We start from the raw sequence: 25,932 nt of genomic DNA on the forward strand, positions 1-25,932 counted from the left end.
ATTGTTTTGACCATTTATTACTGCTTTAACTTTGCTCGGCGCTGATACATGAATACCCAGCCACCAAATAGTCCGGCCAAACATTGGCTAAGAATTCCCAACTGGGTTCTGGCTCCAGCGATCAAAGTGATGTCCATAATAGGTTGCATAGCGCTTAGAATAGCAAACATAGCCACTGCGCCGCTAAGTGGGTATAGCCAGGGGGGAGGTTTGACGAATAATTTGTTTAACCAAAACACGCTTAAAAACGCCAGCAACAATCCAACTAAAATTATCACCCCATAAGTAGGTAGAAGACCAAGAATATCTTTTCCTGTAGCCGATAATCTTGTTTGCCAGTTTATCGCCACATCCAACTTGATGAGCTCATGGAGTACAAATTGCGTGTGTATGAGACTTGCTAATATAAAACAGCCAAGGGTCGCCGCGATAAAGTCCAAAACAAGTTTTATAGTTTTTTTCATAGGATAACCTTGTCTTCATCAATACTATCTAGTGTGGCATTTTGGCAGGAAAAGTAACAACCTTTATAACAACAATAAAAAGGTAGTTAACTTCCACTAAGCTCGCATTTTTTCTGTTTATGAGTATATTTATAACTGATTTATGGCAGAACACCCTATCTAACACTCTACTTTTTAATCTAAGGAATTATTTGTGCGCATTCGATTTTTCACAGCTGTGCTAATTTATTTCTTATCTTTCAGTTATGTAGCAAATGCTAAGAATGTTGTTAGTTCAGAATCTTTTAAAATTGAAGAGGTTGTGAACGAGCTCAATTTCCCTTGGTCTGTTGCCTTTATTTCAAACAGTCGATTTCTCGTAACTGAACGTTCAGGTAGTTTACGCCAAGTGGTTAACTTTACCTTAGGCCAGCCTATAGACGGACTGCCAAAGGATATTTATGTGAAAAGCCAAGGCGGTTTGTTAGATGTGGTGCTGCATCCCAATTATCAACAAAATGGCTGGCTGTACCTTTCCTATTCGGCAGGCACTGATGAACGCAACACGCTTAAAGTCATGCGCGCAAAATTAAAGAATAACCAGTTAGTTGATGGCCAAGTTATTCTTACCGTTAAACCCTTTCGAAATACCCCAGTGCATTACGGTGGTAGGCTGGCATTCTTAAAGGATAATTCGTTGTTAATCACCTCGGGGGATGGTTTTGACTTTCGCGAAAACGCGCAACGTGTGAATAATCAGATGGGCAAAATTCTACGGGTTTTGGATAACGGGGAGATACCCCGAGACAACCCCTATATTGGTGAAACAGAAAAAAATCTTGCTCACTCTGTATTTTCTATAGGTCATCGTAACCCGCAGGGGCTGGTTTATGATCCAATCCGCAATATGGTTTTTTCAAATGAACATGGTCCCGCCGGTGGAGATGAAATAAATATCATTCGAAAAGGTGATAACTATGGTTGGCCGGTGATTACTAACGGTAAAGACTATTCTGGCGCATTAATTACGCCTTTTAAAAAATACTCAGGGATGCAACAACCATTAGTTGATTGGACGCCCTCCATCGCACCATCAAGCATCACCGTTTATGATGGCATCATGTTTCCACAAATGCGTGGCGACTTATTAGTGACCAGTTTGAAATCGAAAGAGCTTATTTGGTTGCAAATGCAACAAAATAAAGTTGTCGGTCAGCAGTCTTTATTCGCTGACTTAGGTTATCGGTTTCGCGATGTGAAGGTGCATCCCGATGGCTCCTTGTATTTACTGGTTGATGATGCGCAAGGTAAGATATTAAGAGTAACTGCCAATCGTTAATAAGGTAATTAATTAGGTTTAAACATAATTAAATCTGATTAAGGTATATTGATTCCATGTATGCTGGCTATAAATAAATAATCGTTGTGAATAATTCAAATTTTCAACGTTTGCATTTATACTATCGCCAACATTTCTCTGTATTCATAATTTAAAAGGACCAAAAAGTGTTAGAAGCTTATCGTAAACACGTAGAAGAGCGTGCCGCTGAGGGTATCCCCGCTAAACCATTAAATGCAGAACAAGTCGCTGGTTTAGTCGAGTTGTTGAAAAATCCTCCTGCTGGCGAAGAAGAGTTCTTGTTAGAGTTATTATCTGAACGAGTTCCTCCTGGTGTTGATGAAGCCGCTTATGTAAAAGCTGGCTTTCTAGCTGCTATCGTAAATGATGAAGCTACTTCTCCACTAATCTCAAAAGATGCTGCTATCCAATTGCTTGGTAATATGCACGGTGGTTATAACATCGTAACTTTGGTTGCAGCTTTAGATAATGAAGATTTAGCTGAATTGGCCGCTGAAGAATTGAAGCATACTTTGCTGATGTTTGATGCTTTCCATGATGTTGAAGAAAAAGCAAAAGCGGGTAACAAGTACGCTAAAGACGTTTTGCAATCTTGGGCTGATGCCGAATGGTTCACATCGCGTCCTGACCTACCTGAAAAAATCACTTATTCAGTATTTAAAGTTACCGGTGAAACTAACACCGATGACTTGTCACCTGCACCTGATGCATGGTCACGTCCTGATATTCCTTTGCACGCTCGCGCTGCTTATAAAATGACTCGTGATGGTCTAACGCCTGAAGTACATGGTGAAATAGGTCCACTTAAACAAATTGAAGAAGTGAAAGCTAAAGGTCACCCTGTTGCTTTCGTTGGTGATGTTGTAGGTACAGGTTCTTCTCGTAAGTCTGCTACTAACTCAGTACTTTGGTTCTTCGGTGAAGACTTACCAGGTGTTCCAAATAAACGTGGTGGTGGTGTGTGTATTGGCGGTAAAGTTGCGCCAATCTTCTTCAACACTATGGAAGATGCCGGTGCACTAGTATTTGAAGCTGACGTTGACAAAATGAACATGGGCGACGTTATCGACATCTATCCACTAGAAGGTCGTATCACTAACTCAGAAACTGGTGAAGAGCTTGCTAAGTACGAATACAAGTCTGACGTATTGTTAGATGAAGTGCGTGCTGGTGGCCGTATTAACCTTATCATCGGTCGTGGTTTAACGGATAAAGCTCGTGAATCTCTAGGTCTTGGTGCTTCAGACTTATTCCGTAAGCCTGTTCAACCAACTGATACTGGTAAAGGTTATACCCTTGCACAGAAAATGGTAGGTAAAGCATGTGGTGTTGAGGGGATTCGCCCAGGCACATATTGTGAACCTAAGATGACCACTGTTGGTTCTCAAGATACCACAGGTCCTATGACCCGTGATGAACTTAAAGATTTGGCTTGTTTAGGTTTCTCTGCAGATTTAACCATGCAGTCTTTCTGTCACACTGCGGCTTATCCTAAGCCAGTTGATATCGATACTCAGCACACCTTGCCTGACTTCATTATGAACCGTGGTGGTGTATCACTTCGTCCTGGTGATGGTATCATTCACTCTTGGTTAAACCGTATGTTATTGCCTGATACCGTAGGTACTGGTGGTGATTCACATACTCGTTTCCCAATGGGTATTTCATTCCCAGCCGGTTCTGGTTTGGTTGCTTTCGCAGCGGCAACAGGGGTTATGCCTCTAGATATGCCAGAGTCTGTATTGGTTCGTTTTAAAGGTAAAATGAAACCAGGTATCACTCTTCGTGACCTAGTTCATGCGATTCCTTTGTACGGTATCAAACAGGGTCTATTGACCGTGGCTAAGAAAGGTAAAGTAAACGCTTTCTCTGGTCGTATTCTTGAAATTGAAGGTCTTGATGGACTAACAGTTGAGCAAGCCTTTGAATTGTCAGATGCTTCTGCAGAACGTTCTGCGGCAGGTTGTACAATCAAGTTGTCAGAAGAGTCTATTGCTGAGTACCTAACGTCTAACATCACTATGTTACGTTGGATGATCAACGAAGGTTACGGCGATCCTCGTACCCTTGAACGTCGTGCGCGTAAGATGGAAGAGTGGTTAGCGAATCCAGAGCTTATGGAAGCTGACAAAGACGCTGAATACGTTGAAACCATTGAAATTGATCTTGATGATATCAATGAGCCAATTCTATGTTGCCCGAACGATCCTGATGATGCTAAAACATTATCTGACGTAGCTGGTGAGAAAATTGATGAAGTCTTCATCGGTTCTTGTATGACCAACATTGGTCACTTCCGTGCCGCGGGTAAACTACTTGAACAATACAATAAAACTTTGCCTACACGTTTGTGGATTTCTCCTCCAACGAAGATGGACAAAGCGGTATTGATGGATGAAGGTTATTACAACATCTATGGTCGTGTAGGCGTACGTACAGAAATGCCTGGTTGTTCATTATGTATGGGTAACCAAGCACGAGTACTAGCTAACTCAACCGTATTATCAACATCGACTCGTAACTTCCCTAACCGTTTAGGTGATGGTGCTGACGTTTATTTGTGTTCTGCTGAACTTGCTGCTGTAGGGGCTATTGTTGGCCGTATTCCTACTACTGCTGAGTACATGGAATATGCGAATAAGATTGAGTCTATGTCTGGTGACGTATTCCGCTACTTAAACTTCGACCGTATCGAAGAGTTTAAGCAAGCTGAAGAAGCTGCTAAAGATAAGATCATTCCAGCATTGAATATTGCCTAAGTAACATTTACTTAGGCATTCATTGCCCAGTTAAGCTTTGGCATTAATCAGCAAAGTTTAAAGGAATAACAAAACCGAACGTAATCTTTGATTCGTTCGGTTTTTTTATGCATGTTAGTTGTTTAAATTTGCGGATAGGAACTAGATACTCTTAGCGCTATTCCTATTAACATTAACCACAAAAACCTGGAGAATTGATGCAGCCTCTGTGGTTCATGCTAGTCTTGTTTAGCGTGACAGCATGATACACAAGTTTAACTAAAGAATTTTTAGGTCATGCTGCTGCTAATACCGCCAATACTCAGGTAGGATATAATCAACAACAGTGTTTTATAGTCAAGAGCCAGTGTTTTCAGGGACATTATAAAACCTGACAAACAAGTGATGGCGTTGAAGGATATTCATGCAAAAAACTATAGCTAAAAATTTATACGCGACAGTCCTGTTCATTGGTCTGTCACTATTATCTACTGTCAGCCATGCTTTAGAGTTTGAAGAAGCTAAAGTACAAATTAATGAAATTGAATTAACAGTGGAATATGCAAAAACTTTTGAGCAGCGCGCCAGAGGGTTAATGTATCGAAAAGAGTTGTGCGACAGTTGTGGAATGTTATTTAAATATTCTCGACCTCGTATTGCCGGTATGTGGATGAAAAATACCTTTATTCCCCTCGACGTTGCCTACATTGATGAACAAGGAATGATAACTGACATACTAGGGATGCAGCCCCATGACTTAACCTCCATCAACTCTTCAACGGAAGTGCTATACGCGTTGGAAATGAACTTAGGCTGGTTTGCCAAGCATAAAGTGAAAGTTGGAGACGTTGTAAACGTTAATATACCCAAATAGAGGAGCAACTGATTTATAAACTTCTGGGTTTATTGCAAATATAGTTAAGGGGAATCTAATGAAATATACGGGCAGTTGTCATTGTAAAGCGGTTCAATTTGAAGTGGAGTCTGGCGAGCAGGTCGAAGTTGAGGATTGCAATTGTTCGGTGTGCAGTAAGTTTGGATTTTTGCATTTAATTGTCCCCAAACAGCACTTTAGATTAATTTCTGGCGAACAGGTTTTAACTGAATACAGATTCAATTCTGGCGTGGCTAAACATACTTTTTGCAAAGTCTGTGGGGCAAAACCCTTTTATATTCCGCGTTCTAATCCCGATGGTGTCGACGTCAATGTACGTTGTTTAGATACTAAACCCGCTAATATCACTATTGTCCCTTTTGACGGCCAAAACTGGGAAGATAACGCCGCTAAGCTTGCCCATAAAAGCAAATTAAACTAGTACCTAAAGAGAGTCGAGCTGCGAAGGAAATATCCACTTGTGCTCATGACACTCATGGGTAAATATCACTTTTGAATGTTTATTTGAAAAAAGTAAATAACTATTCAGTTAAAAAATGCATATTCAATGCAAAACTAATCGAAGGAAATTGCGATTTATTGCTTTTAAATAAGTTTATATCTGGTAATTTACTGCGATTATTTTCAAAGAGGATCAAGCGTGACAATTCCTGACCTTAATATCGCCAAGTTTGGTGGCACAAGTGTGGCAAATTATGCCGCAATGCAAAACTGCGCAAAGATAATCGCGGCTAACTCATCTACTCGTGTTGTAGTGGTGAGTGCATCTGCTGGAGTAACTAATCATTTGGTTAGTCTTGCTAATACGGCATTGACTCATGCACAAATTGCACAAACCATTGAGCAGATTAAAATCATTGAAAATGGAATTGTCGCAGAACTTGCAGAGCCAGAGCAAGTTACCGAAAAATTGCAGTCTTTATTTGAAGCAATGGAAAAAGTGGCCTACCACGAAGAGTTGTTGCACCGAGATGACTTGAAAGACAAATTATTATCTTTCGGAGAGAGAATGTCATCTTTGCTAATTGCTGAAGTGCTAAAAGAGCAGGGCGTAAAAGCCGAGAACTTTGATGCGCGCAACGTGCTAAGAACCAATTCGGCATTTGGTGAGGCTGTTCCACAAATCGATGAAATCAAATCTTTAGCAAGCCAAGTGATGAAACCAGAGCTATCGCAAAAAGTCTATGTTACTCAAGGGTTCATTGGCGCTGATGAGCAAGGTAGAACAACCACTTTGGGCCGTGGCGGCAGTGACTTTAGTGCGGCTCTACTGGCTGAAGCTTTGGATGCAGTGAGTTGTGAAATATGGACTGACGTAGTCGGCGTATTCACTACAGATCCTCGCATCACCGATGCCGCTCGACCGCTCCCAGAATTAAGCTTCGATGAGGCTGCCGAAATGGCAAACTTTGGCGCAAAAGTACTGCATCCTGCGACTATGGAACCGGCCCTACGTAAGAACATTAAGGTGTTTGTGGGCTCAAGCAAAGAGCCAGAAAAAGGCGGTACTTGGATTGTCAGAGATTGTGATAATGAACCGCCGTACCGAGCGATTACTCGTCGTAAAAAACAAGTTATGGTAACCGTTAAAACACCTAAAATGATGCATGCTCAAGGCTTCTTGCAGCAAGTGTTTACGATCATCGCTAAACATAGTTTAAGTGTCGATTTGGTCACCACCTCTGAAATTGCAGTTTCATTCACTCTAGATAATCCCACCAATTCCATGGCTGAAAAGCTTAATCGTGAAACCCTTGATGAATTGCGAGATTTCTGTGAGGTGGTCGTCGAGAGTGATTATGATTTGGTTACAGTGGTTGGCAACAATATGCATAGTGCTGCAGGGGTTTCAGCAAAAATATTCTCGTCAGTCAGAGATTATAACTTACGTATGATTTGTTATGGGGCTAACCCACACAATATGTCATTCCTAGTACATCAGGATGACAGTACTGAAATTGTCAAAGAGCTACACCGTTCGCTTTTCGAATAAACTCAGTAAACTTACTAAGTCCCATAAAAAAACGCTGCTTTTAAGCAGCGTTTTTGTTTTTACAATAGTTGTCGTCTGGCGTAATTTAGACTCTAAATTGTTGAATAGAGGCTTGTAGCTCTTCTGCTAACCGGGCGACTTCTTCACTTGAATCTGCGGTTTGTTGCGCACCCGTCGAGGTTTCTTCGGCAATGCCTACTATATTCTCAAGCTTTTCACTGATCTCTTGAGATACCACATTTTGTTCCCTAGCTGATTGTTCAATTTGGCTACTAACATCATGGGCTCTATGCACAGCTTCCGTGATCAAATCCAAAGCTTGAGTGGCTTTTTCCGTTTCATCCACACACACAGTGGCTTGTTCTTTACCTTGATTCATCACCATCACGGCTTTTTCGGCGCCAGCTTGTAGCACTTCAATCATATCATTAATTTCTTGAGTTGATTTTTGCGTGCGGCTGGCAAGGGTTCGCACTTCGTCGGCTACTACAGCAAAACCTCGACCGTGTTCACCGGCTCTTGCAGCCTCTATGGCGGCGTTAAGGGCTAATAGGTTAGTCTGGTCAGCCACACCGCGGATCACGTCTAATATCCCGCCTATGCTCGCGCTATCTTGATGAAGTTTATTGATTACATTAGCCGCGTCATCCACATCAATTGCTAGTTTTTCGATGGTCATCTTATTATTTAAAGAAATACCTTTTACTTTTTCCGCTTCTTTATCGGCGTGACGAATCTGGTTCAAGGTGTCTTCCGCGCTTTGGGTGACCATTTGTGACGTACTGTGCATTTCCGTGGTTGCAGTTGCTACTTGAGCAACTTGGGACTTCTGATTCTGAATGGAATGAGTTGTTTGAGCGGTTACCGTTGAGGTTTGTTCAGATGCTGCAGCCAGTTGAGAGGCCCGGGTGCTGATGCCACTTATTAGGGTTTTCAGGCTTTCGATAAGATTATTAACACTGGTGGCTAACTCGCCAAACTCGTCATCGGAGGTATCATCTAACTTGCGCGTCAAATCACCAGAGGAGACAACATGTAAAACTTCATTTACCTTTCTAAGGGGTACTGTAATGGCTCTGACACTCGCCCATGCTATCCAAGCGGCTAATACTGCTGAGACAATGGTTAACACGATGATGACGGTAGTGCCTAAAGATACACGATTTGCTACCTGTTCTTTCATGGCGTTAGTCTTTTCTTCTGCGACCTGCAGCAATGCATTTAACTCTGCGATAGCTTGTTGAATATTTTCTTCAGAGGCTGCTAATGCTTCTGCTGATTTTATTTGATTGTTTAAGCGTGTTACTTGGGTGTTTAAAAGTCCATCTGATGCGGTAACCGAGCTAATGACAGAGTTCACAAGATTGGTGATTTCTTGCATAGTGCCGCTGTCATCTCGTGAGCCAACCAAAGCCTGCATATCCGCTAACTGTGCTGATATCTGACCAATAACCAACTCAACTTCGTTACCGATAGTATCGGCTCGAACTAAGTTTTCTGTTTTAATATAGTCGGCACTAACCGTTAAAAGAGATAGTAATGTGGATTCTAAAGTGCTGCCAATTTCAGCCGCTTTACTTAACTGGGCGTCGCTTTGTACGCTATCCAAATCTGAGAAATCTAAAAGCAGCGTAGAAGAGTCATCTGAGTTGTCCTCAACGTTTTCAACAATATCCGCTAGTCGAGCCCCTTCATCTAAGTAGGCTTTTCGGTTTTCGAACATATTGGTGACGTTGCTATTGTACTGCTGATAAATGCCTTCTACATTCTGCAAGGCTTGGCTGAAAGTCGGGTCTTTACTAACCTTACTTTTGATCATCGTCACTTCACTTTTGAAGTTTGATTCACTTGTTAGTAGGTTTTCCAACTGACTATTTAAAGCATCAGAGTCTGTTTCATAAAAACCGGCAACCGTCAGCCTTCCCATATTCAAAAATGATATTTTAAGTTGATTACTCGCGTTAAGCGTGGGGATGGCCAATGTATTAACTTCATCAGTTGCCGAGTCAATGGAGTTAAAATTAAATAGCGAAGAAACACCTATTACCAGCAGTAGAACAGAAATAACGGCAAATCCGCCTATTACTCTTAATGCGACTGATATTTTCATTTAGATATTCCTCTGATTTAGTGATCTTATTATTATTATATTTGCCAAGATCAAACTTTTAACAATACGGATTTAAGTGTGTCAAACTTTGACATAAAAGTCATAAATTATGTAACTTAACTATGAAAATCAGTCTAACACTGGTTCTCATTAAACATAATGACTAAATGAATTGATACGTACATAAAACGATTACTAAGTATAAATCCCAAATGAAATTTTGCGACCTTGCTTTAACTAAGTCACTACCCGTTGAAAAACCAGAAATAAGTTACGTAACATGGAATAACACACTGAATTAATTAATAAATTAGATTCTAATTAAATTATCGACATTTGACGCTGATCCTTTAGAAAGGAAGAAGGTAAGTATCAGGTGAGTTGTTTACTATTATTTTGAACGCTAATTCGACTTTCACTTTCAATACAATATAGCGTCATGGTGTTACCCCAAACATACCCTGTGTCTAGGGCAACATGTTGATTAGAATTGGTTTTTCCCATTAACGTAGCCCAGTGACCAAATATAATGCGCTGATGCTTATTGATATTGTCATTTTTGACGGTAAACCAAGGCTTCAAAGTATTATTGAGTTTATTTGGTGCGCATTTTGTCTCAAATTCCAATATAGATGACTTTTTGAGATAACGCATACGGGTAAATGCATTGATGATAAAGCGTAATCGATCCCTGTCTTGTAGTTCTTCTTCCCAACGGTCTGGTTTAGAACCATACATGGAAGACAATAAACTTAAATATTGGGGGCCGGCCAGAACAGCACTCACTTCATCACTTAAGCCTAGAGCTTTTTTAAAGGACCATTGTGGATATAAGCCAGCATGACTAAGCAGGGTATCTTTGTTTATGCGTAAAGCCAAAGGCTTGCTTCTCAACCAATTTGAAAGCTCTTCTGCGTGGGGAGATTGTAAAAGAGGCTCTAAAAAGTCGCTCCGTTTAGCTTTTTTTAATTTTCCTAATATGGCAAGAAAATGTAAGTCGTGATTGCCTAACACAGTTTCAAATGCGCTACCTAGGGACTTTAGGAATAGTAGGGTGTCGAGAGAGTCTGGGCCTCTGGCCACAAGATCGCCTACCGCCCACAATTTATCTTGGCTGGGATCAAATTGTACTTTGTCTAGCAGTTGCCGCAGACCGGCGTAACAACCTTGGATATCACCCACTACATAATTAGACATATAATTTGCGCAATGCTTGTTTAACGGTTAATTAAGAACGTTTGTATCAGCTAACCTAAACACTTCAATAGGCACTTTAAGCAATTCATCATTTTCGTCACAGCTAAACTCATAGTGGCCCTGCATTGTCCCTACAGGTGTGTCCAATATGGCGCCGCTAGTATACTGAAAAGATTCACTGGGTTTAATTAAAGGTTGTTCTCCAACCACACCTTTACCAGAAACTTCGGATTTGTCGCCATTTCCATCGGTAATGAGCCAATAACGATTGAGTAGGGTGACCTCATCTTGACTGTTATTGGTGATTGTTATTTTGTATGCAAATGCATATTTTTCCTCGCTTTCTGGAAATCTATCTTCCAGATACTGAGTTTGCACGTCTATGCAAATATCCTTAGGGTCCATTATGTTTAAGCTCCTTGTTGAGAGAGGAAGTTAGCTACAATTGCGAAATCTGCAAGACTCAGATTTTCTGCTCTTAACTCAGGGTTAATCCCTAAATCTTCAAGCTGTTTTTCTTCAATCAACTTTTTTAAGCTATTGCGAATGGTTTTTCTGCGTTGATTAAACGCTTGGGCGCAGACTTGATTCAACATTTTTTGTTCAATCACTTCAACTGGTTTTTTGTCATGGGGTAATAACCGTACTACAGCAGAATCCACTTTTGGTGGTGGGTTAAACGCCCCAGGCGGAACATGTAGAACCGGTATCACTTGGCAGTGATATTGAGCCATAACGGATAGTCTGCCGTAATTCTTTTCGCCTGCTTTAGCGGCTAACCTATTAACTACTTCTTTTTGCAGCATAAAATGCATGTCTTTGATTTTATTGGCAAAAGAGAATAAGTGGAACATTAAAGGCGTTGATATGTTGTAAGGCAAGTTGCCAAATACACGCAATGGGTTTTGCTCATCACACAACTGGGAAAAATCGTATTTTAATGCGTCAGCTTCTATTACATTTAATTTTTTCGAAATGAATGGGTGAGATCTAAGTCGATTTGCTAAGTCTCGGTCTAATTCAACTACGTTAAGTTTGCTTATATGCTCACATACTGGCTCAGTTAAGGCCGCCAAACCTGGACCTATTTCAACTAAGTTCTCACCGTCAACAGGGTGAATAGCCGAGACAATCTGATCAATAATGTACGCATCGTGAAGGAAGTTTTGACCAAATCGTTTACGTGCTGTGTGACCTAAATGTTGTTTACTCATATGCTTTTTACTGCCAATTTTAGCGCGTCATTGATGGCACATTCGAAGCTTCCTGGATTGGCTTCACCTGTTCCAGCTAAATCTAATGCGGTTCCGTGGTCGACGGATGTGCGAATAAAGGGAAGGCCTAAAGTGGTGTTAACCGACTGTCCAAATCCTTTGTATTTTAAAACAGGTAACCCTTGGTCATGGAACATAGTAAGAATGACGTCAGCTTGCTGCATATACTTTTCTTGAAACATAGTGTCTGCTGGCAAAGGACCGGTGATTTTCAGCCCTTGTTCACGTAATTCCTCTAATGCAGGAATTATGATATCAATTTCTTCTCGCCCTAAATGCCCATCTTCACCGGCATGAGGGTTTAATCCACACACAAAAATGTGCGGAGTAGGGATCCCAAACTTAAGCTTCATATCGGTGTGCACTATGTGCAGCACCTTGTGTAACCTTTCCCGAGTTATGGCTTTTGCCACATAAGCTAACGGGATATGAGTAGTGGCTAAAACCACTCGCAAGCCTTCTGTGGATAACATCATCACCACGTCTTGGGTGTTAGATTGACTGGCAAAATATTCCGTATGTCCACTAAAGGATATACCGGCTTTGTTGATAATGCCTTTATTCACCGGGCCGGTTACAACCGCATCAAACTCTTGACTCATATTTTTAGCGCAGGCTTGACGTAACGTTTCCACAACGTATAAACCATTTTTGGCATCAAGTTGACCAGCAACCACTTTAACTTTCGCCGGAATATCGATGATATAAAGCTGTCCAGGCTCTTGTACTTGGACAACTCCCTTTTCGTAATCAAGCAGAGTTAAGGGCAATCCAAGCATCTCTGCCCGTTCAGCTAACATGTTACGGTCAGCAAATACAACTAGTTGGGCATCCCACTGTTTTTGCGCTAATTGAATAATAAGGTCAGGCCCAACTCCTGCTGGTTCACCTGGCGTGATCGCTATTTTAAAGGGCAATTTAACTTCCTAATTCAGATGAGGAGTCTAACACCTCGATGTAAGCTGCATCGCGCATTTCTCTTAACCAAGCATCGGTTTCTTCAGTAAATTTACGATTGAAAATAAGCTGATAGGCTTTATCTTCTTTGCGTTTATCGGTGGCATCGTCAACTCGCTTGCCGATCATTTGCACTAAATGCCAGCCGTGTGAAGAGCGAAAAGGTTGACCGATTTCATCAGCTTCTAGATTCGCTAAGGCATCTTTAAACGCAGGAACATAGATATTCGGATCATTCCAGCCCAACTCACCGCCTTTGATTGCTGAACCTGGATCTGCAGAGTGCTCTTTAGCGAGATCTTCAAATGTGGCTTCACCGGCGACGATTTGTTTACGGAATTCTTCTAGTTTCTCTTTTGCTTTTTCATCGCTCAAGATCACTGACGGTTTGATAAGTATATGCCTGGCATTCACTTCCTGTACTTTTACAACCTCAACGCCACGTAAATCTTTGACCTTTAGAATATGGAAACCAGCACCACTGCGTATCGGTCCAACGACTTCATCTTTGCCTTTATCTTGCACAGCTTCTGCAAACAGAGTCGGCATGGAGTTGATATTCATCCAACCTAAATCACCACCTTCCAATGCTTTAGAGCCAGAAGATGAGGCTATGGCTATCCGTGTGAAATCAGAACCACTGTTAAGTAATTCTAATACTTTGTCTGCCGTTGATTTTGCTTTAGCAATATCTTCATCGGTAGGTTGCGGCGGAAAACCAATCAATATATGCCCTAAGTTGTATTCTGCTTGTTCCGCGCCTTGCTCATCAATTAACTTAACTAAGTTTTCGATTTCCTGAGGCGTGATATAAACCCTTCTACGAACATTTGCTCGTCTTACTTCTTGGGTGATTAATTCTTTTCGAATATCTTCGCGGTAGACTTCAAACGGGATACCATCTCGGGCGATAGCGGCTCTAAATTGGTCCATGGGCAAATTATTATTTGCGGCAATACCTGCAATTGTCTGGTCAAGTTGAGGATCGCTAATTTGTATCCCCATTTTTTGAGCCATTTGAGTTTGTAGATTATCAGTGACTAATTTTTCAATTGCCTGTGTGCGCAAAGCACGATCTGAAGGTAAAGTTTGATTATTGGTTTCAGCATTACGTTTCACTTGTTCAACCAAGGCTTTTATTTCACTTTCTAAAATGACTCCCTGATCAACTATGACGGCTACTTTATCTAACGAAACCTGTTGCGCCACACTTTGAAAGGTAAGAAGTGTGGTTAAAGCTATAGCGACGACTAATAATTTCATGTTTATTACTTTTACTCAAAACGTTGTGGAAATGTCCTTAATTAGGACATTATATCTGTTATTAATTTATCAGGTAAGATTGGCGGTAACCAAAAAGACCATCTTCGAGCATATCTCGGCGGCTCGTTCTTGCTTCGCCACCCGTAAATTTAAAGCTAAATTTCAAATTAACACTGGTCTCAAATTCCTGCGTGTCTTGTAAACCAGAATCATCATATCGGTTGCTTAAGTACCGCTGACCAACAATGCTAATTGCCCAACAACAAGACTCGTACTGGATACCCGTATAGGTTTCGATGGTACGTTGGGTGTTTAAATCTTTATACCACCTACCGACCCAATGCCAATTTTCAGCGAGAGGCCAACTTGCGGTTAATCCCATTTGATCTATTTTTTCGCCTGATAAATTCCGCACAAATCTGTGGTTCAATTGGAATATTTTATCTTCACTCAATTGATATTCCAATGAAATACTGCTGCGCTCTACTTTATCAGTTTTGGTCGCAATCTGTATTTCTGAGTGAGCAAACCATTTGCTGCCTATTTGCCAATCTAGTTCAGAGGCTAGGGCAGATTGATCTTCATCTTTACTCGCTGCGACGACACGGTTTTCTTTGAGATAGAAAATTTGACCTAAACTAAGGGCAAATTGTTCCCGACTATTTTCATCTAATATTCTGGTGGTTAAACCAACGGTTACCTGATTGTTGTCGCTAATTCTGTCTAAACCAGTAAATTCTTGACCTCGAAACAAACCATTGAAGTCGTTTAAAAGACGGGTTGTGTCATAAAGCCCTATATCATTTTGGTCTTCGTAACTAGTGTACAAGTACTGAATTTTGGGTTCCAATGTTTGTCTGAGTTCATTATCAAACCACTGAATATCTTTTTCAAAATGCAAAGCGCCGAAAATACGCCCTTGTGCCAAGGAGCGATTGGCACGCTCAGTTAGTGCCGTTCCTTCGATATTATCTTGACGATAATAGGTATTTAATAGCGTAGCTTCTGCTAAAAACTCACCCCAATGAGCGCGCAATGGCAATGCCACACTCGGAGCTATATGAAATCGAGTTGCCTTGGGTAAGTCTGCTTGTTTATTTTCAAAATAAGCGAGTTCTGAGTTAAATCGAAACTCTAATCCGGCAAACATATCGGCTTGATAATTCAGTTTCAACTCAGGTAGAGCACGATAATTGGTTGGATGATCACCGATAATCTCAAAATCTTTGAAGCTAAGCGAAAAGTCCAAGCTATCACTGTAATAATTCAGTGCCATTGTTTGATACAAGTGAGTGTCGGCACGATTATAAAAATCCGAGCCGAAATCAACAATATAGTTATCGTCACTCAACGCATTGTAATCAATGTTCAAGTTCCAATTTTCGCCAATGCTGGTGGAATTCAACAACCGATAAAAGTATCTAGCGTCACTGTCACTGGTACTTTTATCGTTATCTAAATATTCTATATTGATTTGTCCGTCGCTTTGCTCAGTTAGATAGCGGAATTCAGTTTTTAACATCACGCCAAGATCAGTCATAATTCGAGGTGAAAACGTGGCATCGTAATTTTCGGCTATATTCCAGTAAAACGGTTGTTCGTAATCTAATCCTGTGGTGCTTGAAGTGGTAATCTCGGGGAATAACAATCCTGTTTGCCGCTGATCAGATACCGGAAAGACAAAGTACGGTAGATAAAAAACTGGAATATCTTTCAAGTAGAAAACCGTATTGACCGCTTCCCCCCATAAGGCATCCTCTTCAATTTTAATGCTGCTAGCATTTATCTTCCAATCTTCATCACCTTCAGGGCAAGTCGTGTAACTCACGTCTGTTAACTCGATGCCTACTTGCTCATCAATATCTATTACGCCAGCAGCGCCTCTTCCACCGAATTGACGTAAATGATATTCGGTATTGCTCATGGATAATTGGCCAGAAGTTGTATTCAATCGAACATCGCTACTTTGCACTACCATCAAATTATCGTTATAACTAACATCACCTGAGGCTTTTAATTCGGTATTGTCTTTATCAATAGTGGCATTGTCAGCCAAAATCCGGGCTTTTTCGTTATCAATAATGATATCGCCTTCAAAGGTCGCATAACGATTTTGCTGGATTTCAGCGCGATTAGCTTTGACTCTAATTTGGTCGGCTGATATAGATTGGTCAGAAATAAACTCTTCTGTATTAATTTTACAAGAAGAAATGGGCTGAGCTTGAGCCGCAACACTCCCAACAGTGCAGGTTAGGAGTAAAGAAGTGATTTGGTTAATTTGCATACAGGGTCTAAGTTAAATTGCCATGTAGAGGTCGATAATCGACATTAAAAGTGTAAATTTTAAGTGCTTGAACACGATTTACTAATAAACTTCCCAAAAAATACACCACAATGGATTTCCTTTGATCTATTATGCTCTCGCAATGGCTATATTTATACCACAAATATGAGGTAAAAAGTGACACAAATAGTGCAAATTGAGCAGGCATTGTTAGAATGGATAAATTCTTCTACCGCGTTTAAATGCCAGAAAATAGAAATGATTTTTGGCGATGCGAGTTTTCGTCGCTATTTTCGATTTAGGGATGAATTAACTCATACCTCAATTATTGCGGTAGACGCACCACCGGAATTCGAAGATAGCTGCAAATTTGTCAATCTTGCCAATGCCTATTTCCAACATCAAGTTATAGTACCAAAAGTGCTAGCCCATAATCCCAAACTGGGTTTTTACTGCTTACAAGATTTTGGCGATATGCAATTTAGCCAAGGGCTAAATTTGGATACGATGCACCAACTGTATACCCAAGCGCTTAATCAAATTCCCGCCATTCAATCGTGTATGGTGACAAACGGTCAACCTTTACCCCTTTACGATGACGAATTGTTAGCAAAAGAAAAGTACATTTTTACCCATTGGTTAATCGAGGTGCATTTAAACATCAAGCTAACAAAAAGCCAACTGGATACTGTAGAAAAATCCTACGAATTTTTGCATCGAACATTTAAATCTCAACCTCAAGTCGGCGTGCATCGAGACTTTCATAGTCGCAACCTGATGTTGTTAGCCAATGGCGATATTGGCGTGATTGATTTTCAAGATGCGGTAATTGGCCCAATTACCTACGATGCGGTATCGTTATTAAGAGATTGCTATCAGAAGTGGCCTAGTGAACAAGTAGATGAATTATTACGTCAATTTCATCAACGTTTTTATGAACAATATCCATGGCAAGATTTCTCATATTGGTTTGATGTGAGCGGAATGCAAAGGCACCTCAAAGCAAGCGGAATATTTTGTCGACTCTTTCATCGTGATGGTAAAAGTGATTATTTAACCCATATACCTCGTACCTTAGATTATATTCTTGAGGTTGGTAAAAAATATTCGGAGTTAACGGAGTTGGTTGCCCTAATAGACAAGATAGTTAAACCCAAATTATTGGCGTTATCTAAATGAAAGTCGCTATGATTTTGGCAGCTGGCAGAGGTGAACGTATGCGACCTCTGACGGATACAACTCCCAAACCATTGTTGAAGGTCAAAGGTAAAACCTTAATTGAGTTACACTTAGAAAAGCTAGGTTCTGCCGGTTTTGAGCATGTGGTCATCAATCATGCGTGGTTGGGTGAACAAATTGAAGCCTATCTGGGGAATGGTTCACAATTTAATTTGCAGATTCACTATTCTGCTGAACCTGCCGCATTGGAAACTGCAGGGGGAATCGTCAATGCATTGCCATTAATTAAACGATGTTTGCATGAACAACGTTGTTTTACGGTGATAAATGGAGATGTTTTTTCAGATTTTGAGTTTAGTTGTCTACCCAGTGAGTTAAATGGCAGCCTGGGCCATTTGGTTTTAGTCAATAACCCCCCACATAACCTAAAGGGCGACTTTAACTTAACTGGAAACACAGTTGTGCGTCAGCCACCTAATCAATTCACTTTTAGCGGAATAGCCGTTTATGATGTGAATTTGTTCGCTAATCTGGAAGGGCGCAAATCACCATTGGCACCGCTTCTTTTTGATTTAGCAGATAAAAACCAACTTACTGGTCAGCTTCATCCTGGCATTTGGTTTGATATAGGTACGCCGCAACGTTTAGAAGAAATTAATAATATGGAAGGGTAACAATGCCGATTTGGGGAAGAGTGTTAGGGACTGTTTTTGGGTTTATGTTCCGAGGCCCGATAGGAGCGTTGATTGGATTTATCATCGGTCATTTTTTCGATAAAGGATACAGTCGTGATTTTAATCAAATGGGCGGGTTCAGTCGATTTTTTACCAGTCAAGATGAGCTGAAATCTCAAGCGATATTTTTCCACGCGCTATTTTCCTTGATGGGTCACATCGCCAAAGCTGACGGCCAAGTTACCGATTCTGAAATACGCATGGCTACAGCCTTGATGGATCAAATGAATCTGCAAGGAGATACTCGCAAAGAAGCGCAGCAAGCATTTCGTGAAGGTAAAGCCAATGACTTTCCGGTGGATGAGGTTCTGCGTGAATTTAAAGCCTCTTGTCATGGTCGACGTGATGTCCTACAGGTGTTCTTAGAAATCCTAATTCAAGCGGCTTTCGTGGATGGAAAATTAGATAAAAAAGAACAACGGTTATTGGAAAATGCCGCTCGTCACTTGGGATTCAAAGAGCATGAGTTTTTATATTTGCTTTCCATGTATGAAGCGGAGATTCGTTTTCGTACCGGGAACTCTGGTGGTAACCGTAGTCGCTCCCACTCGCAACAACCCCATTATTCCCAGCAACAATCATTAGCCGATGCTTATAAGATTTTAGGGGTTAATCAAAGCGATGACAGTCGCACAATCAAAAAGGCTTATCGCAAGCTAATGACGGAATACCACCCCGATAAGTTGGTGTCTAAAGGTCTACCTAAACAAGCCATTGAAATAGCAAAAAATAAGGCCCAGGATATACAGTCGGCGTATGATTTGATTAAGCAAGTCAAAGGGTTCAAATGAAATGAGACCAAATTGGGTGTGTTTGTTGCAAGTCCTAACTTCTACCTTGGTAATCGGTGGAGGACTGGCAGGGTGTGCAACAACGGCAACACAACCTGCTAAATATGTCACTCCACCCATAGTCTTGGATTTTGATACCACGAATATGAGTGAGGATAAAAAATACTGGTTACAGCAAATAAACCAATTTTTTATAGCGGATGTTAAATCTGTTATCGAACCTTACAATCAACAATTGGAACGTTTAAATTCTTGGCCAGAAGAGGATTTTTGTAGTAACCAGCATCAACGGGCTATCGAAGATACGCTAGCGTTGAATAATACAAGTTTAATGGCCTATCGAATGGCTTTACATTGTGCCGAAAGCGCCGCAAACGACGAGTTAGGTATGCAAATTAGGTCTAAAATTGACCTTATTTCAACTCTGTTATTGCAATCGGGAAACGGTAAAACTCCTCAACAAGCGATTACCATTCGAGAGCTTTATGAAGCGCAAATCATCTTTAACTGGGTGGGTATCAGTGTTTTTGATATGGAAATGGTTCGTTTAGGGAATCAAGTTGTATTCAAAGTACATGCAATGGACAGCATCACTTCTAAATACTCCGTTTACTATGTGGAAAATACCGAGTTTTTTGCCCGCCAACAAAACTTACTTATCCCGCAAAATGGAAAAAGTAAGCAGTTAGCTAAAATACAAATGGAAAACCGTTTCCAAACGGGCAGCATAGCGGCGTTTCTTTGGCAATTTAACACCTGGCTAAAGAATGATCATCCAGAGTTGGTTATTCAGTCATTGGAAAACGCTGAGAATTTAGGTGCGGTAGCGTCTGTTGCATTAGCTTATGCTTATTTGCACCAACAAAATAATAATGAGTTCGAATTTAGAATGGATGATTTGCTCACCTATTCAGAAAATGGATTTATTAATGCCAGTGCTGCTCTTGGACAGTATATGTTATCCACCCAAGACCCTTTCGAAGCAGAGGAAGCCGCACACTTATACCAATATAATGTAAAAACGCTAGGGGCTGAAGAGGCGACTAATACTTGGTTGGAGGGGTTTTTAAATCAACCCAATAATAGTTCAGCGTTTGATTTGTTATTAGCTAACTTATCTGAAGAATATTATTCATATTGGCGCACTGCTATTAATAATTACAATACAACCTTTGGCTTGATCACGCCCTTAGTTAACCAAAAACTTAGCTATTTACTGCAACGTTTAGGTGAAAAATATCCACGCGCAAAATTAGATTACGCGCATATTTTATTAAACGGAAGCTGGAACAATCAACAAGATAGTGAAGCTGGATTGGCAATAATAGAGGAGTTGGCGCAGCAAGGTTATGCCAAAGCTCAGCTAGATTATGGGATCTTATACACCTTTTCTCACTTTGGTATCAGCAAGGATAGAAAAAAGGCGGTCTATTGGTATCAACAAGCTGCACAACAAGGAGAGCCTAACGCTCTGTATAACCTTGCTCTGGCTTATCGTTTTGGCCGCGGAGTGAAACGCGATTTGTCACAAGCAGTAGAGTATTTTCAACAATCCTTAGATGCTGGTTTTCAATTAGCCGGTTGTAGATTAGGAGATTTGTATGGGGATGAAGTCGAAAAGCGGAATTACGATTTAGCGGTTAAATTCTATGAGCAGGTCATAGATGATCCCCAAAGTAGCGCCAAAGAAATAGCCAGTTGTGCTTATGGTTTAGCATTCATTGAAATTGACCATCACAAAAATGTGCCTCTTGGTATTCAACGTTTTAAACAAGCCGCTCAGTTAGGGGATAAAGATGCCTTGTTTGAATTAGGAGTCATTTATCGTGCAGGTGAGCTCGTTGAAAAAAACATAAAACAATCAATCGCCTATTATGTGCAAGCGGTAAATAAAGGCAGTTTTCGAGCTGCTGCGAATTTAGGTTACATTTACGAACATGGAGAAGGTGTACCCGTTGATTTAGAAAGGGCTGTTAACTTTTATCAATTTTCTGCCCGAGGCGGTAATCCCACAGGACAAAACAACTACGCGACTGCTTTACGCTATGGTAACGGGGTAGAAAAAGACCTTGAAAGTGCTATAAGTTGGTACCAAAAAGCAGCCAGCCAAGGTAATGGCTTCGCAGCAGAGAACCTCGCAGATATCTACTATTTGGGTGAGCACGGCGAGTCAGATTATAAGCTAGCCTGTGACTACTATGAAAAAGCGGTTGAGTTCGATTTGCAAAGTGCATTGTATGATGTTGGCTACTGTTATTTTTACGGTGAGGGCCGAGAACAGAACATCGATGTTGGATTGAAATATCTTGAACAAAGTGCCGCCACCAATAATCAAAGTGCTCTGGTTGAATTAGGCTACATATATGCAAGCGGCGAACTCGTAGAGGTTAATCCACAGAAGTCGGAGTCGTATTATATTATTGCCTACGGAATGCAAAATTCTGCTGCCGCTTTTGGACTGGGGCAATTACATGAGACAGATAATGGGCTTAAAAAAGACCCGGTATTGTCCACCGTTTTTTATGAGCAAAGTGCTAAGTGGGGCTCTGTCGAAGGTATGCTTGCGACAGCAAAAGCCTATATGCAAGGCGTTGGCACTAAGTCAGATCCTAAGAAGGCTAAGAGTTGGCTTGAGAAGGCGGTAGAAAAAGGTTCAGAAGAAGCCAAAATGATGCTTAAAAACCTCCGTTAAATGATGAGAAAGGAACAGTAAGTGACAGTACAAGATCATCATCTAACATTAATTGAAACCTTTATTGATTCTATTTGGATAGAAAAAGGTTTAAGCGAGCACACCCTAAACGCCTACCGCTCAGATTTATTGAAATTCTGTACCTTTGCAGAAAAGCATTTGGCTAATTTTTCTCTGCAACAATTTACTAAATCTGATATCGACCAATACTTAGCCTTTCAATACGACTTAAAAAAGTCTGAACGCAGTATGGCTCGTTTTTTAAGTAGTCTGCGTATGTTCAATATCTACCTACTGCAATCAAAGTTGCGAGAAGATGATCCTATTGCACAAATGCGTAACCCTAAGCTACCGCAATCCCTACCTAAAACCCTAAGTGAAGAGCAGGTCGATGATTTACTCAATGCCCCAAACATCGATAACCCAATTGAATTTAGAGATAAGGCAATGTTGGAAGTATTATATGCCACCGGTCTTCGGGTATCGGAATTAGTGTCTTTGCGTATGGAACAAATGGGATTACAACAAGGGGTAATACGGGTTACCGGTAAAGGTAATAAAGAGCGATTAGTGCCCCTTGGAGAAGAAGCTATTGAATGGTTATTGAGGTTTATTAAGTTAGCACGCGGTAACCTTTTGAAGACTGAATCAGACATCGTTTTTCCGAGTAATCGTGGGGTGATGATGACCAGACAAACGTTTTGGCATCGAATAAAACATTATGCACTTGTTGCTGGTATTCAGACCCATCTCTCACCTCATACTTTGCGTCATGCCTTTGCTACTCACTTACTGAATCACGGTGCAGATTTGAGGGTTGTGCAAATGTTGTTGGGTCACAGTGATTTATCTACAACACAGATTTATACTCATGTTGCAACACAGAGGCTGCAAATGCTGGTGGAAGAGCATCACCCAAGAGGATAAATAGTCAATCTGTAATCAATGCTTTCCAATTAAGCGATATTCGTCAAAAAAGGTGCGAATATATGCATTTGCATGCTTCGCTTACATTGGATCAAAGTGGCTTTCGTTATAAACTAATGAAAAATTTTGAACACTAAAAATTAACTGTTTAGATGCAATTTTTTGTTCATTTCGCAGGTCTACATCTTACAACGTAGTTAATAATGGTTAATTAATAGGAAGGTAAATGAAAAACTGGATAAAACCACCTCTAATTTTGGTGACTTTGTGTGTTGCAGCCGCGTCAACTTACGCAATGATGAAAGATTCACAAAACGCAGGTGATACCCAAGATACTGCAAAAGTGATGGTCAAACATCAGGCTGAAAATATTCCTAAAAATGAATCACAGCAAAATACCTCAATGGGTAGTGCTGACTACACTAAGACAAAACAAAAGCTAGAAAATAAGCTCGGGCTTAAAGTTCTTGCAATCGGAGATTCACCTGTACCTAGCTTAGCTCAAGTCTCAACTAATCAAGGTCTATTTTACACCAGTGAAGATGGTAAGTACTTGGTAAGTGGCCGAATCTTCAATGTTGATGCGGGAATGCGGAATGAAACTGATATTAAATTGTCAGAACTTCGTTTAGAAGGCGTTGCTGATTTTTCTGATGAAGATGTGATTGAGTTTAAAGCAAAAGATGAAAAGTACGTCATTAATGTTTTCACTGATATTACCTGTGGATACTGCCGAAAACTTCACCGTGAAATTGACGATTACAACGAAAAAGGTATTACAGTTCGCTATTTAGCTTACCCTCGAGGTGGTCTTAATACGCAAACTTATTACGACATGGTTGCAGTATGGTGTGCTGATGATAAACAAAGTGCCCTTACCGCAGCAAAAACAGGAGCCGATGTGAATGGCACTACGTGTAGCAATAAAGTTGCAGATGAATATGCATTTGGTACACGAGTAGGCGTGAATGGCACACCTAACATCATATTACCTGACGGTTCTTTGGTTGGTGGTTACATGCCTGCTGATGCTCTGTTACAGAAATTAAATCAAATCTAAATTATAAAATTGAGGCTCAAAACACCCAGTGTTTTGAGCCTTTCCCAGTGTTACATCTGCCACATCAAACTACGGTATCTTATGCCAGCCAAAATTGTCCGTCGCCAACCTGTTCCTGACTCTCATTTAGCCGATATTTCTCAACCAATAATTCGACAAATTTTTGCAAGTCGAGGAATTGAAGAAGCAAGTCAGTTAGATAAAGGAGCAAGAGCCTTACTGCATTATCAAAACCTTTCTGGTATCGAGGCCGCCGTTGAAGTGCTTAGTGATGCATTGGAAAAGCAGCTTAAAATTATCATTGTTGGCGATTTCGATGCCGATGGCGCAACAAGTACTGCTCTGACTATGCTGTGTTTGGCTAGAATGGGCGCTACTGATCACACTTATCTAGTGCCTAATCGGTTTGATTTTGGCTATGGCTTAAGTCCTGAAATAGTCGACGTCGCCCATCAACAAGGTGCGCAATTAATAATTACCGTAGACAACGGTATCGCTTGTTTTGGTGGGGTGGATAGAGCTAAAGCCCTTGGAATTAAAGTCTTGGTAACAGATCATCATTTGGCCGCAGATCGTCTACCTCAGGCAGATGCAATAGTGAATCCTAATCAACCTGGCTGTGAGTTTTTATCTAAAAACCTCGCTGGGGTAGGGGTCGCGTTTTATTTAATGTTAGCCCTTAGAAATCACCTAAAACAAAAACAATGGTTTGAAAAGCGAGCCATCCCCGAACCAAATTTAGCAGAATTTTTAGATATTGTTGCTTTGGGTACAGTGGCTGATGTTGTGCCTTTGGATAGTAATAATCGTGTCTTGGTTTACCAAGGTTTACAACGTATTCGCAGTGGTAAATGTCGACCCGGTATTAAAGCCTTGGTAGAAGTTGCCGGTAAGAATTCCGAAAGAATGGTGTCCAGTGATCTAGGTTTTGTTCTTGGTCCACGGCTTAATGCCGCTGGCCGCTTAGACGACATGTCTTTGGGCATCGAATGTTTATTGGCTGCTGATCATGCTAAAGCTCGGCAAATGGCTGTTGAACTTGATTCATTAAACCGCGAACGCAGAGAAATTCAGCAATCAATGCAAGACCAAGCGTTAGCTAGTTTAGAAAGCTTGGAAATTGATGGTGACCAATCAAAAAATGGGATAATTGTTTATCAGTCTGATTTCCACCAAGGTGTTATTGGTATTGTTGCCGGTAAAATCAAAGAAAAATACAACCGCCCAACCATTGCATTTGCTAATCAAGATGACGAAACATTAAAAGGCTCGGCTAGATCTATCCCAGGTCTGCATATTCGTGATTTGCTAGAAGAAATAAACAGTCGCTATCCTGATGTGATTGTTAAGTTTGGTGGTCATGCCATGGCTGCAGGTTTGACAATTTATGCCGACAAGTTCACTGCATTTAAACGTGTTTTTGAGCAAGTTAGCCACGAGTTGTTAAAAGATAAAGACCTAAGCGGGCAAGTATTAAGTGATGGAGAACTTTCCCAACAAGAACTCTCATTGGAATTCGCTCAACAATTAAAAGATTGTGGCCCATGGGGACAAGGTTTTCCTGAGCCGATTTTTGACGGCATCTTTACACCTGTGGATCAAAAGTTACTGGGTGGTAAGCACCTCAAATTGATGTTGAAAAGCGAATCAGGGGTATTGGTAGATGCGATAGCATTTAACATAGATCCAAAGCTCTGGCCTAATCACGGATGTAAGCAAATTCAAGTTGCTTACAAGCTAGATATTAATGAGTTTAGGGGGCGCGTAAGTTTGCAACTAATGGTAGAAGCGCTGGAGCCTATTCTTTAAAAAAATCTTGTTGCTGTTGAGCCAGGATGGCTTCTATATCTTCAACATCAGGAAGGGTTTGGTTTTTACCATCATTATTTGGATTATTTGAGGCAATGAACTTTTCTTCATTAGACCATTCACCAAGATCAATTAGCTGACAACGCTTACAACAAAATGGGCGAAATAAGCTGCTTTCATTCCATTCTACTTTTTTAGAACAAGTGGGGCAGGACACTAGCATTGC

Annotated in this window: 21 protein-coding genes; 12 read left to right on the top strand and 9 right to left on the bottom strand. The window is 40.8% G+C overall.

Annotated features, from left to right (window positions below):
- Window positions 1-17: 17 nt before the first annotated feature.
- Window positions 18-464 carry a hypothetical protein gene (locus ABJV04_RS03035; protein ID WP_348489731.1) on the bottom strand — a complete coding sequence of 149 codons (447 nt, stop codon included), beginning with the start codon at window positions 462-464 and terminating at the stop codon, window positions 18-20.
- Between the two features lie 193 nt (window positions 465-657).
- On the opposite strand from ABJV04_RS03035, the gene ABJV04_RS03040 reads away from it, so the two are divergent.
- The 5 genes from ABJV04_RS03040 (at window position 658) to lysC (ending at window position 7,429) form a co-directional block, all read left to right on the top strand.
- Window positions 658-1,782 (top strand): PQQ-dependent sugar dehydrogenase, encoded by a 1,125-nt coding sequence (locus ABJV04_RS03040; protein WP_348489733.1) that lies wholly within the window; start codon window positions 658-660, stop codon window positions 1,780-1,782.
- Between the two features lie 167 nt (window positions 1,783-1,949).
- Window positions 1,950-4,562 carry a bifunctional aconitate hydratase 2/2-methylisocitrate dehydratase gene (gene acnB, locus ABJV04_RS03045; protein WP_348489735.1) on the top strand — a complete coding sequence of 871 codons (2,613 nt, stop codon included), beginning with the start codon at window positions 1,950-1,952 and terminating at the stop codon, window positions 4,560-4,562.
- 403 nt (window positions 4,563-4,965) lie between these two features.
- Window positions 4,966-5,415: a DUF192 domain-containing protein gene (locus tag ABJV04_RS03050; protein WP_348489737.1), complete on the top strand. Its 450-nt coding sequence runs from the start codon at window positions 4,966-4,968 to the stop codon at window positions 5,413-5,415.
- A gap of 58 nt (window positions 5,416-5,473) precedes the next feature.
- On the top strand, window positions 5,474-5,857 hold the full coding sequence (locus ABJV04_RS03055; RefSeq protein WP_348489739.1) for a GFA family protein: 384 nt from the start codon (window positions 5,474-5,476) through the stop codon (window positions 5,855-5,857).
- Between the two features lie 219 nt (window positions 5,858-6,076).
- Window positions 6,077-7,429: a lysine-sensitive aspartokinase 3 gene (gene lysC, locus ABJV04_RS03060; protein WP_348489741.1), complete on the top strand. Its 1,353-nt coding sequence runs from the start codon at window positions 6,077-6,079 to the stop codon at window positions 7,427-7,429.
- Window positions 7,430-7,514: 85 nt separating this feature from the next.
- Here lysC and ABJV04_RS03065 read toward each other — a convergent pair whose 3' ends face one another.
- From ABJV04_RS03065 to lptD, 7 genes are all read right to left on the bottom strand, one after another.
- The gene (locus tag ABJV04_RS03065; RefSeq protein ID WP_348489743.1) at window positions 7,515-9,539 is read right to left on the bottom strand and encodes a methyl-accepting chemotaxis protein; all 2,025 of its coding nucleotides are present in this window, start codon (window positions 9,537-9,539) and stop codon (window positions 7,515-7,517) included.
- A 372-nt stretch (window positions 9,540-9,911) separates the two neighbouring features.
- Window positions 9,912-10,736, bottom strand: coding sequence for a symmetrical bis(5'-nucleosyl)-tetraphosphatase (locus tag ABJV04_RS03070; protein ID WP_348489745.1), 825 nt, complete (start codon window positions 10,734-10,736; stop codon window positions 9,912-9,914).
- A 27-nt stretch (window positions 10,737-10,763) separates the two neighbouring features.
- Window positions 10,764-11,141, bottom strand: coding sequence for a Co2+/Mg2+ efflux protein ApaG (apaG, locus tag ABJV04_RS03075; protein ID WP_348489747.1), 378 nt, complete (start codon window positions 11,139-11,141; stop codon window positions 10,764-10,766).
- 5 nt (window positions 11,142-11,146) lie between these two features.
- On the bottom strand, window positions 11,147-11,950 hold the full coding sequence (rsmA, locus tag ABJV04_RS03080) for a 16S rRNA (adenine(1518)-N(6)/adenine(1519)-N(6))-dimethyltransferase RsmA (protein WP_348489749.1): 804 nt from the start codon (window positions 11,948-11,950) through the stop codon (window positions 11,147-11,149).
- Window positions 11,947-12,927 carry a 4-hydroxythreonine-4-phosphate dehydrogenase PdxA gene (pdxA, locus tag ABJV04_RS03085; protein ID WP_348489751.1) on the bottom strand — a complete coding sequence of 327 codons (981 nt, stop codon included), beginning with the start codon at window positions 12,925-12,927 and terminating at the stop codon, window positions 11,947-11,949. Before pdxA ends, rsmA begins: the two co-directional genes overlap by 4 nt.
- A 1-nt stretch (window position 12,928) precedes the next feature.
- Window positions 12,929-14,230 carry a peptidylprolyl isomerase SurA gene (surA, locus tag ABJV04_RS03090; protein ID WP_348489753.1) on the bottom strand — a complete coding sequence of 434 codons (1,302 nt, stop codon included), beginning with the start codon at window positions 14,228-14,230 and terminating at the stop codon, window positions 12,929-12,931.
- Between the two features lie 61 nt (window positions 14,231-14,291).
- Window positions 14,292-16,514, bottom strand: coding sequence for an LPS assembly protein LptD (lptD, locus tag ABJV04_RS03095; protein WP_348489755.1), 2,223 nt, complete (start codon window positions 16,512-16,514; stop codon window positions 14,292-14,294).
- Between the two features lie 177 nt (window positions 16,515-16,691).
- On the opposite strand from lptD, the gene ABJV04_RS03100 reads away from it, so the two are divergent.
- From ABJV04_RS03100 to recJ, 7 genes are all read left to right on the top strand, one after another.
- Window positions 16,692-17,693 (top strand): phosphotransferase, encoded by a 1,002-nt coding sequence (locus tag ABJV04_RS03100; protein ID WP_348489757.1) that lies wholly within the window; start codon window positions 16,692-16,694, stop codon window positions 17,691-17,693.
- Window positions 17,690-18,367 (top strand): N-acetylmuramate alpha-1-phosphate uridylyltransferase MurU, encoded by a 678-nt coding sequence (gene murU / locus ABJV04_RS03105; RefSeq protein WP_348489759.1) that lies wholly within the window; start codon window positions 17,690-17,692, stop codon window positions 18,365-18,367. The genes ABJV04_RS03100 and murU overlap by 4 nt, the downstream gene beginning before the upstream one ends.
- A gap of 2 nt (window positions 18,368-18,369) precedes the next feature.
- On the top strand, window positions 18,370-19,218 hold the full coding sequence (djlA, locus tag ABJV04_RS03110; protein ID WP_348489761.1) for a co-chaperone DjlA: 849 nt from the start codon (window positions 18,370-18,372) through the stop codon (window positions 19,216-19,218).
- 1 nt (window position 19,219) lies between these two features.
- Window positions 19,220-21,910: an SEL1-like repeat protein gene (locus ABJV04_RS03115; protein WP_348489763.1), complete on the top strand. Its 2,691-nt coding sequence runs from the start codon at window positions 19,220-19,222 to the stop codon at window positions 21,908-21,910.
- A gap of 21 nt (window positions 21,911-21,931) precedes the next feature.
- Window positions 21,932-22,837 carry a site-specific tyrosine recombinase XerD gene (xerD, locus tag ABJV04_RS03120; RefSeq protein WP_348489765.1) on the top strand — a complete coding sequence of 302 codons (906 nt, stop codon included), beginning with the start codon at window positions 21,932-21,934 and terminating at the stop codon, window positions 22,835-22,837.
- Window positions 22,838-23,063: 226 nt separating this feature from the next.
- Window positions 23,064-23,897: a bifunctional protein-disulfide isomerase/oxidoreductase DsbC gene (dsbC, locus tag ABJV04_RS03125; RefSeq protein WP_348489767.1), complete on the top strand. Its 834-nt coding sequence runs from the start codon at window positions 23,064-23,066 to the stop codon at window positions 23,895-23,897.
- Window positions 23,898-23,978: 81 nt separating this feature from the next.
- Complete coding sequence (gene recJ / locus ABJV04_RS03130; RefSeq protein WP_348489769.1) at window positions 23,979-25,706, top strand: single-stranded-DNA-specific exonuclease RecJ; 1,728 nt, start codon at window positions 23,979-23,981, stop codon at window positions 25,704-25,706.
- Here recJ and yacG read toward each other — a convergent pair.
- Window positions 25,696-25,929, bottom strand: a complete 234-nt coding sequence (gene yacG / locus ABJV04_RS03135) for a DNA gyrase inhibitor YacG (RefSeq protein WP_348489771.1) — start codon at window positions 25,927-25,929, stop codon at window positions 25,696-25,698. The genes recJ and yacG overlap by 11 nt on opposite strands.
- Window positions 25,930-25,932: the final 3 nt, after the last annotated feature.

This window comes from Aliiglaciecola sp. (genome assembly GCF_039982535.1).
Lineage (GTDB): Bacteria > Pseudomonadota > Gammaproteobacteria > Enterobacterales > Alteromonadaceae > Aliiglaciecola.